Raw genomic sequence first — 12,448 nt, forward strand, 5'->3', positions numbered from 1 at the left:
CCAGCTTGTCGTGCCCACCCAGCACAATCCAGCCATCACCGGCCACCGAGCCGCGCAACGATCACCAACGTCAAGATCACGAAAGATCCGGGCTAGACCAGGAACCGGAAGGCCGGCGAGCCCGGCTCGAGGGCCTCGATCTGCAGCGGCGAGCGAGCCATCCGCTCGAGCAGCGGCTCGAGGTCGTCACGGGACCCGATCTCCACGCCCACGAGCGCCGGGCCGGCCTCGCGGTTGTCGCGCTTGACGTACTCGAAGCGCGTGATGTCGTCGTCGGGACCGAGGACCTCGTCGAGGAAGCGCCGCAGGGCCCCGGGCTCCTGGGGGAACTCGACGAGGAAGTAGTGCTTGAGCCCCTGGAAGCGCAGCGAGCGCTCGATGACCTCGGCGTAGCGCGAGACGTCGTTGTTGCCGCCGGAGACCACGACGACGACGGTCTCGCCGGGCACGAGGTCCAGGCCCGGCCCGTCGGGGCGGATCGCGGCGCCGGCCAGGGCGCCCGCGGGCTCGGCGATGATCCCGTCGGTCTGGTACAGCGCGAGCATCTCGGTGCACACGAGGCCCTCGTCGACGGCGACGAGCTCGGCGCCCGAGCGGCGGATCAGCGGGTAGGTCACGGCGCCGGCCTTGCGCACCGCCGCGCCGTCGACGAACCGGTCGAAGCCGTGCTCGTCGAGCACCACCGGGGTGCCGGCGTGCAGGGCCGCCGCGACGTTGCGCGCCCCGGCGGGCTCGACGCCGACCACGCGGGTGCGCGGGTGCGTCGCCTGCAGCCAGGTCGCGGTGCCCGCGAGCAGGCCCCCGCCGCCGACCGGCACGACGACGGTGTCGGGCGCGCGGCCCAGCTGCTCGACGATCTCGGCGACGACCGTGGCCTGGCCGGCGACGGTGCGCGTGTCGTCGAACGCGGGCACCAGCGTCGCGCCGGTCTCCTCCGCCCACCGCGACGCCGCCGCCGACGCCTCGTCGTAGGTGTCGCCGTCGACCACCAGGTCGATCATCTCGCCGCCGAGGGCCACGATCCGCTCGCGCTTCTGGCGCGGGGTGGTCGACGGGATCACCACACGCCCGGGCACGCGGTGCGCGGCGCAGGCGAACGCGAAGCCCTGGGCGTGGTTGCCGGCGCTCGCGCAGACGACCCCGGCCGAGCGGGCTTCGTCGTCGAGCTGGCTGATGAGGTTGTAGGCGCCGCGCAGCTTGTAGGAGCGGCCCACCTGCAGGTCCTCGCGCTTGAACCACACCTCGGTGCCCGTGAGGCCCGAGAGCCGCGCGTTGCGCTGCAGGGGCGTGCGCTCGGCGATGCCCGACAGACGCTCCGACGCCGCGAGGACCTGCTTCTCGAACGTCGTGCCGTCGTGCCGTGCCATGCCCGCTCCCCGTGAACCGCCGGTTGATCCGTTCGATGGTAGGCGGACCCCCGGTGTGCCCTCGGGGCTGACCCCGATGGAGACCGGGGTCGGGTACGTCGAGACGCTGACGACGCGGGCCGTCGCGGCCCCTAGCGTGCTCGGGGTGATCCCGGCTCCGCGTCCGTCGTGGTGGCCCCGCGCGGGCGACGTGGCGCTGGCGGGCGCGCTCGCCACGGCCTCGATCCTGGGCACGGCGCTCACCGCGCGGCCTGACGACCGGCCCTGGTGGCCCGGCGGCGCCGCGCTCGTCGTGGCGGCCGCGACGGCCCTCGTCTGGCGGCACCGCGCGCCGGTGCTGGTGCTGGCCGCGACGCTGCTGACCGTCGCGCCCTACTACTGGATGGGCTACCCCGACGGGCCGGCGTCGCTGATGGTCGCCGTCGCGATGTACACCGTCGCCAGCCGCCTGAGCTGGCCGCGGTCGGTCGGGATCGGCGTGGTGCTGTTCGTGGTGTGGGTCGGGCTGGAGCGGGTGATCTCGTTCCGCGAGGTCGTCGTCGTGCCACCGGACCGCGACCGCTTCATGTGGATCATCGTCACCGTGGCCGTCGGGGTGGCCGTGGGCGGGCTGCGCCGTGGCCAGGCGGAGGCGGCGGAGCGTGCCGAGGAGCAGGCGCGCCGGCGCGTCGGGCAGGAGCGGCTGCGGCTCGCACGCGAGGTCCACGACGTCGTCTCGCACAGCCTGGCCATGATCGCGGTGCAGGCCGGCGTGGGCGCGCACGTCGCCGATCGGCGACCCGAGCAGGCCGTGGCCGCCCTCCTCGAGATCAAGGAAGCGAGCCGTGCCGCGCTGGCGGAGCTGCGCACGACGCTCGCGGTGCTGCGCGAGGCCGAGTCCCCGGACGCGCCGGGCCTGCACCGCCTCGACGAGGTCGCGCGCGTGGCCGGGCTCGCCGGCGTCGGCGTGGAGGTGCGGGGGAGCGCGGGCGAGCTCGACCCGCCGGTGGACGGCGCCGCGTTCCGCATCGTGCGCGAGGCCGTGACCAACACCGTGCGCCACGCCCGCGACGCCCGCCGCGTGACCGTCGACCTCGAGCGCGACGCCGGCGAGCTGCGCCTGCGCGTGACCGACGACGGCGGCCCCACCGACCCCGTCAGCCCGGGCCACGGGCTGCGCGGCCTCGCCGAGCACGCCGCCGCGATCGGCGGGCGCTCGTCGGCGACGCCCGGCCCGGACGGGTTCGTCGTGGAGGCCGCCCTCCCGTTGGTGTCGCGGTGATCCGGGTCGCGCTGGCCGACGACCAGCAGCTCGTGCGCGCCGGCCTGCGGGTGCTGCTGGAGACCGAGGACGGCTTCACCGTGGTGGGGGAGGCCGCGGACGGGGAGCAGGCGGTCGCCCTGGTGCGCGCCGAGCACCCGGACGTCGTCGTCATGGACGTGCGCATGCCCGGGGTCGACGGGCTGACCGCGCTCGAGACGATCGTCGCCGACCCGGACCTGGCCGCGACCGCGGTGCTCGTGCTCACGACCTTCGACCTCGACGAGTACGTCTACCGGGCCCTGCGCGGCGGTGCGGCCGGGTTCCTGCTCAAGGACGCCGAGCCCGCGGATCTGGTGCGCGCGATCGCGTTGGTCACCCGCGGGGACGCGCTGCTCGCCCCGGCGGTGACGCGGCGGCTGATCGCCGAGTTCGCCGGGCGCCCGCAGCCCGTCGTGCCCGCGGCGCACCTCGACGTCCTCACCCCGCGCGAGCGGGAGGTGCTGGCGCTGGTCGGCGGCGGGCTGGCCAACGACGAGATCGCCGCTCGCCTCGTCATCAGCCCGGCCACCGCCCGCACCCACGTCGGGCGCCTGCTGACCAAGCTCGACGCCCGCGACCGCGCCCAGCTCGTCGTCGTCGCCTACGAGACGGGGCTCGTCACCCCGGGATGCGCATCGCTCACGAGGGCGCAGCCGATCCCGGGGTCGGTACGCCTGCGGACGTAGGCCCGGGACACGTCGTCACGCCGACGACGGCGACCCCCGGACGTCGCGACGCTCCTCGGCGTGTCCCCGCTGTCCCGGCGCCGCTTCCTCGGCGCCTCGCTCGCCGCGGCCGGCGCCGCGGCGGTCGCCTCCGTGGCCGGCTGCGCCTCCGGCCCCCCGACGGTGCGCCCGCCGGCGACGCCGCGCCCGCTCGCGATCCCGCCGCTCGCCCCGTCGACCCGCGACGCCGCCGGCCGCCGGGTCGTCGAGCTGGTCGCCGCGCCGGGCACCCACGAGTTCCTGCCCGGCCTCGCGACCCCGACCTGGGGCTACGGCGGCCTGCCGTTCGGCGGCCCGACCGTGCGGGCGCGGCGCGGCGAGGAGGTCGTGCTGCGGGTGACCAACCGCCTGCCCGAGACCACGACGACCCACTGGCACGGCGCCACCCTCCCCGCCCGCGCCGACGGCGGCCCCCACCAGCCGATCCCGCCCGGCGGCACCTGGGAGGCCTCCTGGCGCCTCGACCAGCCCGCGGCGACGCTCTGGTACCACCCCCACCCGCACGGGCGGACCGAGCGCCACGTGCACCGCGGCCTCTGCGGGCTCTTCCTCGTCGACGACGACGTCCCGGTCGACCTGCCCGCCCGCTACGGCGTCGACGACGTGCCGCTCGTGCTCACCGACCGCAGCTTCACCCCGGACGGCGCGTTCGACGAGCAGCACCGCAACGCCGTCGGCCTGCTCGGCGACACGGTGCTGGTCAACAGCACGGTCGCGCCGTACCTCGACGTCACCACGACCCGGGTGCGGCTGCGCGTGCTCAACGCCTCGCCCGCCCGCAGCTACCGGGTCGTGCTCGACGACGAGACCCCGCTGACCCTCGTCGGCACCGACGGCGGCCTGCTCCCCGCGCCGCGGGTCGTCGACGGCGTCGTCCTCACGCCGGGGGAGCGGGCCGAGGTGGTGGTCGACCTCGTCCCCGGCCGGCGGCGGGTGCTGCGCTCGGTGTCGCACGACCTCGGCGCGGTCAACGGCGTCACGCGGGCCGCGGGGGCGCACGACTCGTTCGACCTGCTCGAGCTCCGGCCCGCCCCGCGCCTCGAGCCCTCGCCGCCGCTGCCCGCGCGCCTGTCGCGGGAGGCCCCGCTCGCCGAGGCGGCCGCCGCGCGCACCCGCCGCTTCACGCTGTCGCACGACCGCATCAACGGGCTCGCGATGGACATGACCCGGGTGGACGAGGTCGTCCCGGTCGCGGCGACGGAGATCTGGGAGTTCACCAACCGCCACACGCTCCCGCACAACATGCACGTCCACGACGCGCGGATGCAGGTCCTCGAGCGCGGCGTCCCGGCCGCCGAGCGGCCCTGGAAGGACACGGTCGCCGTCCCGCCCGCCCGTACCGTCCGCGCGCTCGTGCGCGTGGGCCCGCACGCCGACCCGGAGGTGCCCTACATGCTCCACTGCCACCTGCTGCGCCACGAGGACGACGGGATGATGCTCCAGTTCCTCGTCGTCGCCCCCGGCCAGCGGCCCGCGACGACCATCACCGGGGCCCACGATGACCACGGCTGAGCGCGGGGGCCGCGGGGCCGCGGTCGGCCTGTTCCGCGCCGTCACCGTGCTGCACGCGGCGATGACCGTCGTCCAGGCGCTCGCCGCCGGCGCGGTGCTGCAGGCGTCGCTCGCCGGGTTCCTCGTCCACCAGGCCGTCGGCGGCACCCTGCTGCTGGTCGCCGTGGCCCAGGTGGCGGTCGCCGTGCTGGCCTGGCGCCCCGGGCGGCTGCCGCCCTGGCCGATCGCCATCGCCGCGGGCCTCGTCGTCGGCGAGGTCGCGCAGGTCGCGCTGGGGTTCACCGGCGTCCTCGCCGTCCACGTCCCGCTCGGGGTCGCGATCGTCGGCACCGCCGTGGCCCTGGCCGTCTGGGCCGTGCGGGCGCGCCCCGGGCCCCGGGAAGGGTCGGTGATCGCGCCCGCTGCTCCGGGCACCCCACCTCCTCATCGGGCGCAGCGAGCACCCGGAGCGATCACCGGGTGAGCGTGCGCGACCCCGGTCCTCGGCTCGCGCCCCCCGCTTGTCGGGGGCCGGTGCTCTCCCTTGCGCGATGGCATCGAGGACGGGAGACGGCGATGAAGGTGCTGGTGGCCCCGGCCCAGACCCAGGGCGCGCGGAGGGGGGACTTCCACCACGCCGTGGAGGGCGAACTGGTGCGCATCGATCCGCCCTGCGCGGCCGACCGCCGCGATCCCGACGGTCGCTGCGGGTGTGGGCGCGCCTTCGCCGGCCTCAACTCCGCCCGGGCGACGACGACGGCGCGGGTCGCCGACCTCCCGCTGAGCCGCGCCGACGTGGTGGAGGCCCTGCGGTCGAGCCTGGCGCAGCAGGGGTGGGATCCCGCCGAGGCGGCGCAGGAGGCCGACGACCTGCTCCGCACGGTCGCCGACGTGCCGGTCGGCACCGTCTACGGGCGGCGGTTGTCGAAGCTCGTCGCACTGCGCACGACGGAGGAGACCGCGTCGGGGTGATCGGGGCCGCGAGCGGCGCGCGGCGCGCGGATATCGTGGTCGGCGCACGCCGAGCAGGAGGAGAGGACGCATGACCGAGACGATCGAGTTCCAGGCCGAGGCCCGTCAGCTGCTCCAGCTGATGATCCACTCGATCTACTCCGACAAGGACGTCTTCCTCCGCGAGCTCGTGTCCAACGCCTCGGACGCGCTGGACAAGGTCCGGCTCGCGAGCTACGTGGACAAGGACGTGGCGGTCGAGACGGACGACCTGCACATCGAGCTGGTCACCGACGCCGAGCAGCGCACCCTCACGGTCCGCGACAACGGCATCGGGATGACGCGCGAGGAGGTCGTGGACCTCATCGGGACGATCGCCAAGTCGGGCACCGCCGAGATGCTCGCGAAGATGCGCGAGGCGGAGTCCGCCGGGTCCAAGGAGCAGACGGCCGAGCTCATCGGCCAGTTCGGCATCGGCTTCTACTCGAGCTTCATGGTCGCCGAGCGGGTCGAGATGACGACGCGCAAGGCCGGAACGGCCGAGGGCGTCCACTGGGAGTCCACCGGCGAGGGCACCTACACGCTCGAGCCCGTCCCCGACGCGCCGCAGGGCACGGCGATCACGGTGCACCTCAAGCCCGAGGACGCCGAGGACGCGCTGCACGACTACGCGAACCCGGACACGGTGCGCCGGATCGTGAAGCGCTACTCCGACTTCATCACCTGGCCGATCCGGCTGAACCCGGGTGAGGAGGAGGGCTCGCAGGAGCCGATCAACTCGCGGAAGGCCTTGTGGGCGCGCCCGCAGTCGGACGTCACGGCCGAGGAGTACGCCGAGTTCTACCGTCACGTCAGCCACGACTGGCAGGAGCCGCTGGAGACCATGCGGCTCTCGGCGGAGGGCACGTTCGAGTACCAGGCGCTGCTGTTCCTGCCGAGCCACGCGCCGATGGACCTGTTCATGCGCGAGCACAAGCGCGGCGTGCAGCTCTACGTCAAGCGCGTGTTCGTCATGGACGACTGCGAGGCGCTGGTCCCCGAGTACCTGCGCTTCGTCAAGGGCGTCGTCGACGCGCAGGACCTCTCGCTCAACGTCTCGCGCGAGATCCTGCAGCAGGACCGCCAGATCCAGATGATCCGCAAGCGGCTCGTGCGCAAGGTCCTGCAGACGATCGCGGCGATGCAGGAGAACGAGCCCGAGAAGTACGCGACGTTCTGGCGCGAGCTCGGCCGGGCGGTCAAGGAGGGCCTGCTCTCCGACCACGACAACCAGAAGGCCATCCTCGACATCTGCTCGTTCCCGTCGACGCACAGCGCCGACGAGCCGACCACCCTGGCGGCCTACAAGCAGCGCATGCCCGAGGGCCAGGACACGATCTACTACGCCACCGGCGACTCCCGCTCGGGGCTGGAGAACTCCCCGCACCTCGAGGCGTTCCGCGCCAAGGGCTACGAGGTCCTGCTGCTCACCGACCCGGTCGACGAGGTGTGGGTCGACGTCGTCACCGAGTTCGACGGCACGCCGCTGGCGTCGGTGGCCAAGGGCGAGGTCGACCTCGGCGACGAGACGGAGACCCCGGAGGGCTTCGACGACCTGCTGTCCTGGATGGGCACCGAGCTCGCCGAGGAGGTCAAGGAGGTACGGCTCTCGTCGCGGCTGACCACCTCGCCGGCGTGCCTGGTGGGCGACCCGGGTGACCTCACCCCGACCCTGGAGAAGATGTACCGGGCGATGGGGCAGGAGCCGCCGAAGGTCAAGCGGATCCTCGAGCTCAACCCCTCCCACCCGCTGGTCACCGGGCTGCGGGACGCCCAGGCCGGCGGCACGGCGGAGAAGGACGTCGCCGAGCTGCTCTACGGGATGGCGCTGCTCGCCGAGGGCGGCGACCTCGCCGAGCCCGCGGCCTTCGTCAACACGCTCGCAGCGCGCCTGCAGAAGGCCCTCTGATGGCGGAACCGGCGGCGCCGGTCCTCCTGGGCGTCGACAGCTTCGTCGCACGGGTCACCGAACCCGACAGCGGGCGGGAGATCGGGCCCGAGGAGCGTTTCGAGCACCTGCTCGAGGAGATCGCGCTCGCCGACCGCGTCGGCCTGCACTCCTACGGCGTCGGCGAGCACCACCGCAGCGAGTACTACGACGCGGCGCCCGCGGTGATCCTCGCCGCCGCGGCGGCGCGCACCGAGCAGATCCGGCTGCGCAGCGCGGTGACGGTGCTGTCGGCGGCCGACCCGGTGCGGGTGTTCCAGGAGTTCGCGACGATCGACCTCATCTCGCGGGGACGGGTCGACCTCGTCGTCGGGCGGGGCTCGTTCGTCGAGGCGTTCCCGCTGTTCGGGCTCGCCTTCGACGACTACGACGAGCTCTTCACCGAGAAGCTGGACCTGCTGCTCAAGATCAACTCCTCGCCCGTCGTCACCTGGTCGGGCAAGCATCGCCCGGCCCTGCACGACCAGCCCGTCTACCCGCGCCCGGCCCAGGAACGGCTGCCGATCTGGGTCGGCGTCGGGGGCACGCCCGAGTCGTTCGCCCGCGCGGGCCTGCTCGGCCTGCCGCTGATGATCGCGATCATCGGCGGGGAGCCCCGGCAGTTCGCCCCCCTGGTCGATCTCTACCGCCGCGCGGGCGAGCACGCCGGGCACCCGCCGGAGGCCCTGCGGGTCGGCCTGCACTGCTTCGGGTTCCTGGGCGACGACGTCGCCAAGGCGACGAACGCCTTCTACCCCGGCTGGGAGGAGATGTTCACGACGGTCGCCGCGGAGCGGGGCGGGATGCCCCCGACACGGCGCGCGTTCGACGCGATGCGCGGGCCGGACGGGGCGTTCTTCGTCGGCGACCCGCGGACGGTGGCCGACAAGGTCCTGCGGGTGGCCGAGCAGCTCGGCGGCGTCGAGCGGATCAACCTGCAGATGACCAACCCGCGCCTGCGCCACGAGGACCTGCTGCACTCCATCGAGCTGCTGGGCACCGAGGTCGCGCCGCTGGTGGCGAAGGGCTGACGGTCCGGGCAGGGGCTTCCAGCGCAGGTCGGGAAAGCGGGCGAAACCGCGGTCGGTGGTCACCCACGTCGCCCCGTGCTCCATCGCGAGGGCCGCGTGGAAGGCGTCGGGCACGACGTCGCCCCGCGCCCCGACGTCGCGGCAGAGGCGGCTGAAGATCGTCCAGTGCCGGGTGCCGGGACGGACTGCACGGTGCACATCGAGCTCGGCCCAGCACGGCATCCCCCGCGGGCCGCGCGACGGTCATCGCTCGGTCCTCCCGTCGACCGGGGCCTTACCCCGCGCGACGTCCGGGTAGCCGGGCGAGACGTCGACCGCACGGCGCACCACCACAGCTCCACCCTGCAGGAGGCCGTCATGGCTGACCAGCGCACCGACCTCGATGTCGTCGACGAGCTCACCACCGACCACCGCGAGGCCCTCGAGATCCTCGACCGCCTCGGCACGACGCTGGACCCCGAGGAGCGCCGCGACCTCGCCGACACCGTGATCGGTGAGCTGGTGCGGCACTCGGTGGCCGAGGAGATGTACGTCTACCCGGCCATGCGGGAGCACCTGTCCGACGGCCGCGAGGTCACCGAGCACGATGCCGAGGAGCACAAGGAGCTCGAGCGGGTCATGAAGGAGCTCGAGTCGACGAAGACCGGCGACCCGCGCTTCGACGAGCTCGTGTCCGACCTCGCCGAGAAGCTCCGCCACCACGTGCACGACGAGGAGGACGAGCAGTTCCCCCGCCTGCGCGAGCAGCTGCCGCGGGAGACGCTCGTCGACCTGCGGGAGCAGGTGGACCGGGCGAAGAAGCTCGCGCCGACGCGGCCGCACCCGGACGCGCCGAACGCCGAGCTGTTCCACAAGATGGCGGGCCCCGGCGTCGGGATGGTGGACCGGATGCGCGACAAGCTCTCCGGACGGTCGCGGAGCTGACCGGCCACGGGGGCGAGGGCCGCCGGTTCGTCAGATCCGTCCCTCCCAGAAGACGAAGGAGCCCGGCACCTCGTCGCTGCCCGGGACGTCCTCACCCCCCGCGGTCTGGTCCGCCTTGGCCACCTCGACGGTGACCTCGGTGGGCCCGGGGTCGGGGAGGGCGAAGCGCAGCGGGACGACCCGCTCCTCGCCGGGGGCGAGGGTCCCCGAGAGCCCGTCGTCGACCGACGGGGCCTCCCGGTCCTCGGGCACCGTCACGTCCACGCCGAACCGGGACAGGTCCTCCGGCACCGGCGTGCCGTTGCGCACGGTGACCGTGACCTCGAGGGTTCGCGGGAACGGCGCCCCGGCCACCGCCGGACCGGCGACCGGGCCGGCCACGGTGACCGCGTTGCCGTCGCCGAAGACGTGCGTGGCCCCGTACGCGAGCACCGGCGCCTCGGGTTCCGCGGCCGCGGCGTCGTCCTCGGCCGGGGACGCGGCCGGCGCCGGCGTCGAGGCGGGTGCCGATGGTGGCGGCGGTGCCTGCGGTGCGGACGAGCACGCCGCGCCGAGGACGAGCGCGGTCGCCGCGCCGAGGGTCCCGAGCGCGGAGGCCCACGGGCGACGTCGACGCGCACCAAGGCTCCGGGTGGGGGCCGCCGTCTCAGCCATGCCGGCGCAGCTCGTGGAAGAAGCCGTCGACGACGTGGAGGCCACCCCGGCGGGCGACGTCGTCGTAGACCCACCGGCCGAGCGCGACGTCGAGGACCCCGAGACCGAACGGGGAGAAGATCGTGGTCCGGTCGCGCGGCGGTGTCACCCGCCCCGCCATGACGTCCGCGAGGGTGCCGAGCACGAACTCCCGGTGCCCGACCTGCTGCTCGGTCAGGTGCGGCGAGGTGTTCGCCCGCAGGCAGTGGTCGACGTCGTCGACGACGTTGGTCGATGCCAGCACGATCTCCGGGGAGAGATCGCGCAGCGAGACGTGCAGCACCAGCGGGTGGTGGTCGAACCAGGACGGGTCGTGCACGTGCGGCTCGCCGGCCACGGTCGCGAACACCACCAGGTCGCTGGACCGGATCAGCGACTCGGCCGTGTCGTGCACCGTGATCCGCCCGCGCTCCCCGGCGCGCTCGAGGTGCCCGCGGAAGCCTGCGGCGCTCTCGGGCGACAGGTCGTGGACCCCGACCTCGTCGGGGGCCCACCCGGTGCCCGCGAGGTAGGTGTGCACGAACCGGGCGATCAGCCCGGTGCCGATGAAGCCGACCCGGGTCGGCCGCGGTCCGCCACGGCCCAGGACGTCCGCGGCGAGCGCCGCCGACGCGGCCGTCCGTGCGGCGTTGATGATCGACGCCTCGAGGCAGGCGATCGGGTAGCCGCAGTCGTGGTCGTTCAGGATCAGCACCGCCGACGCCCGCGGGATCCCGGCGGCCACGTTCTCCGGGAAGCTCGACACCCATTTCAGGCCGTCGGTCCGGACGTCGCCCCCCACCGACGCGGGCAGGGCGATGATCCGCGAGGTGGGGCGGTCGGGGAAGCGCAGGAAGGACGACGGGGGGTTGACGGTGTCGCCGAGGTCGTGCAGCCGGTAGGTCTCCGCCACCAGGTCCACCACCTGGCGCTCGCGTCCCCGCAGCGCCTCCTCCACCTGCTGCCCGGTGATCACTGCGAACGGCGGGACACCGGTCGCGGGCCCGGGGGCGTCGGGGCGTGCATCGACGGCGGTCACGTCGCGACCGCCGGGGCGACCGGGGCGACCTGGGTGACGTGCAGCGGGTCGGCCATGCCCACGAGCACCGACCGCGTCCCCCCGTAGGGCTCGCGGGCGTGCGCGGTGCGGACGTTGTCGACGAGCAGCAGGTCGCCGGGCTGCCACGGCTCGCGCCGGGTGTGCCGGTCGTAGACCTCGTTGATCAACGCGACGAGGTCCTCGGACACGGGCAAGCCGTCGCCGAAGCGGGTGGTGAACGGCAGCCCGTCCTCCCCGTACATCTCGACGAGGAACTCGTGGACCTCGGGGTCGAGGGTGTGCTCGTTGAGGAAGGCGATCTGGTTGAACCAGCACCGCACGCCGGTGACGGGGTGGCGCGCCACCGCCGGCCGCCGCTGCCGGGTGCGCAGCCCCCCGTCGTCCTGCCAGGCGAACTCGATGGCGTGGGTCCGGCAGTACTGCTCCACGGCGCGGGGGTCCTCGGTGCCGAACGCCTCGCTCCACGGCGCGCCGATGTCGTCGCCGTAGGTGCGGTCGAGCCGCCAGCCCTCCCGCTCGAAGCGGGCGACGAGATCGGCGGGCAGCGCCTCGAGGACCGCGGCGGCGTCGGCGATCGGGGTCGCGCCGCCCGTCTCGGGCGCGACGAGGCAGGCGAACATCATCGTGCCCGGGAACTGCAACCCGTAGCTCAGCTCGTGGTGCATGCACATCTGCTGGTGGGCCGGCCACTTCGTCGACGAGTACACCCCGCCCGGGTAGGGCTGCCGTGGTGCGAAGGCCTCCCGCTCGGGCAGGAGGCCACCGGGGGCCAGCCCGCGCAGCGCGGCACCCGCGTCGGCGTCGTCGCGCAGGCCGAGACCGCGCAGCAGCAGCGCCCCGTGGTGCACGACGGCCGCGCGCAGCGCGTCGCGGTGGCGCTCGACCCAGTCGACGGGGTCGCCGGCGGCGTCGACCGCCAGCTGTGGCGGCCGGCCGGGCGGCTCGGCGACGTCGAGGCCGTGATCGGGGTGGGGCATCG

12 protein-coding genes and 1 pseudogene are annotated in these 12,448 nt (G+C 74.4%); 8 read left to right on the forward strand and 5 right to left on the reverse strand.

Translation table 11 applies throughout. The annotated features are described in order from the left end of the window. Positions 1-92: 92 nt before the first annotated feature. The gene (ilvA, locus tag C8D89_RS24605) at positions 93-1,367 is read right to left on the reverse strand and encodes a threonine ammonia-lyase IlvA (RefSeq protein WP_116710781.1); all 1,275 of its coding nucleotides are present in this window, start codon (positions 1,365-1,367) and stop codon (positions 93-95) included. Between the two features lie 55 nt (positions 1,368-1,422). Between ilvA and C8D89_RS28840 the strand changes: the two genes are divergently transcribed. The 7 genes from C8D89_RS28840 to C8D89_RS24645 all read left to right on the forward strand — a co-directional run bounded on the left by C8D89_RS28840 (position 1,423) and on the right by C8D89_RS24645 (position 8,813). Beyond that, a complete protein-coding gene (locus tag C8D89_RS28840) occupies positions 1,423-2,628 on the forward strand; it encodes a sensor histidine kinase (protein ID WP_243418353.1) in 1,206 nt (401 codons plus the stop codon). Then, entirely contained in the window at positions 2,625-3,335 is a 711-nt protein-coding gene (locus C8D89_RS24620) for a response regulator (RefSeq protein WP_116710783.1), read from the forward strand. The genes C8D89_RS28840 and C8D89_RS24620 overlap by 4 nt, the downstream gene beginning before the upstream one ends. A gap of 60 nt (positions 3,336-3,395) precedes the next feature. Beyond that, positions 3,396-4,886 (forward strand): multicopper oxidase family protein, encoded by a 1,491-nt coding sequence (locus C8D89_RS24625; protein ID WP_116710784.1) that lies wholly within the window; start codon positions 3,396-3,398, stop codon positions 4,884-4,886. Then, the gene (locus tag C8D89_RS24630) at positions 4,873-5,349 is read left to right on the forward strand and encodes a hypothetical protein (RefSeq protein WP_116710785.1); all 477 of its coding nucleotides are present in this window, start codon (positions 4,873-4,875) and stop codon (positions 5,347-5,349) included. Before C8D89_RS24625 ends, C8D89_RS24630 begins: the two co-directional genes overlap by 14 nt. A 92-nt stretch (positions 5,350-5,441) precedes the next feature. Continuing rightward, positions 5,442-5,837 (forward strand): DUF7715 family protein, encoded by a 396-nt coding sequence (locus tag C8D89_RS24635; protein ID WP_116710786.1) that lies wholly within the window; start codon positions 5,442-5,444, stop codon positions 5,835-5,837. Between the two features lie 70 nt (positions 5,838-5,907). Further along, a complete protein-coding gene (htpG, locus tag C8D89_RS24640) occupies positions 5,908-7,764 on the forward strand; it encodes a molecular chaperone HtpG (protein WP_116710787.1) in 1,857 nt (618 codons plus the stop codon). Continuing rightward, positions 7,764-8,813, forward strand: a complete 1,050-nt coding sequence (locus tag C8D89_RS24645) for an LLM class flavin-dependent oxidoreductase (protein WP_116710788.1) — start codon at positions 7,764-7,766, stop codon at positions 8,811-8,813. The genes htpG and C8D89_RS24645 overlap by 1 nt, the downstream gene beginning before the upstream one ends. A 42-nt stretch (positions 8,814-8,855) precedes the next feature. On the opposite strand, the pseudogene C8D89_RS31240 reads toward C8D89_RS24645, so the two are convergent. After that, positions 8,856-9,035: pseudogene (locus C8D89_RS31240) on the reverse strand (PIN domain-containing protein); the annotation flags it as partial. A 135-nt stretch (positions 9,036-9,170) separates the two neighbouring features. Between C8D89_RS31240 and C8D89_RS24655 the strand changes: the two are divergent. Continuing rightward, the gene (locus C8D89_RS24655; RefSeq protein ID WP_116710789.1) at positions 9,171-9,737 is read left to right on the forward strand and encodes a hemerythrin domain-containing protein; all 567 of its coding nucleotides are present in this window, start codon (positions 9,171-9,173) and stop codon (positions 9,735-9,737) included. Positions 9,738-9,767: 30 nt separating this feature from the next. Here C8D89_RS24655 and C8D89_RS24660 read toward each other — a convergent pair whose 3' ends face one another. From C8D89_RS24660 to C8D89_RS24670, 3 genes are read right to left on the reverse strand one after another with little or no spacing between them, the layout of a single operon-like run. Further along, complete coding sequence (locus C8D89_RS24660) at positions 9,768-10,391, reverse strand: hypothetical protein (RefSeq protein WP_116710790.1); 624 nt, start codon at positions 10,389-10,391, stop codon at positions 9,768-9,770. Next, positions 10,384-11,448, reverse strand: coding sequence for a 2,3-diaminopropionate biosynthesis protein SbnB (gene sbnB / locus C8D89_RS24665; protein ID WP_116710791.1), 1,065 nt, complete (start codon positions 11,446-11,448; stop codon positions 10,384-10,386). Before sbnB ends, C8D89_RS24660 begins: the two co-directional genes overlap by 8 nt. Beyond that, on the reverse strand, positions 11,445-12,446 hold the full coding sequence (locus tag C8D89_RS24670) for a TauD/TfdA family dioxygenase (protein ID WP_116710792.1): 1,002 nt from the start codon (positions 12,444-12,446) through the stop codon (positions 11,445-11,447). The genes sbnB and C8D89_RS24670 overlap by 4 nt, the downstream gene beginning before the upstream one ends. Positions 12,447-12,448: the final 2 nt, after the last annotated feature.

This window comes from Actinomycetospora cinnamomea, from assembly GCF_003096675.1.
GTDB lineage: Bacteria > Actinomycetota > Actinomycetes > Mycobacteriales > Pseudonocardiaceae > Actinomycetospora > Actinomycetospora cinnamomea.

Coding starts and splice junctions, on each gene's coding strand:
- htpG (WP_116710787.1), top strand. CDS start 5,908: ATGACCGAGACGATCGAGTTCCAGGCCGAGGCCCGTCAGCTGCTCCAG.
- C8D89_RS24645 (WP_116710788.1), top strand. CDS start 7,764: ATGGCGGAACCGGCGGCGCCGGTCCTCCTGGGCGTCGACAGCTTCGTC.
- C8D89_RS24670 (WP_116710792.1), bottom strand. CDS start 12,446: ATGCCCCACCCCGATCACGGCCTCGACGTCGCCGAGCCGCCCGGCCGG.
- C8D89_RS24660 (WP_116710790.1), bottom strand. CDS start 10,391: ATGGCTGAGACGGCGGCCCCCACCCGGAGCCTTGGTGCGCGTCGACGT.
- ilvA (WP_116710781.1), bottom strand. CDS start 1,367: ATGGCACGGCACGACGGCACGACGTTCGAGAAGCAGGTCCTCGCGGCG.
- C8D89_RS24630 (WP_116710785.1), top strand. CDS start 4,873: ATGACCACGGCTGAGCGCGGGGGCCGCGGGGCCGCGGTCGGCCTGTTC.
- C8D89_RS24655 (WP_116710789.1), top strand. CDS start 9,171: ATGGCTGACCAGCGCACCGACCTCGATGTCGTCGACGAGCTCACCACC.
- C8D89_RS24635 (WP_116710786.1), top strand. CDS start 5,442: ATGAAGGTGCTGGTGGCCCCGGCCCAGACCCAGGGCGCGCGGAGGGGG.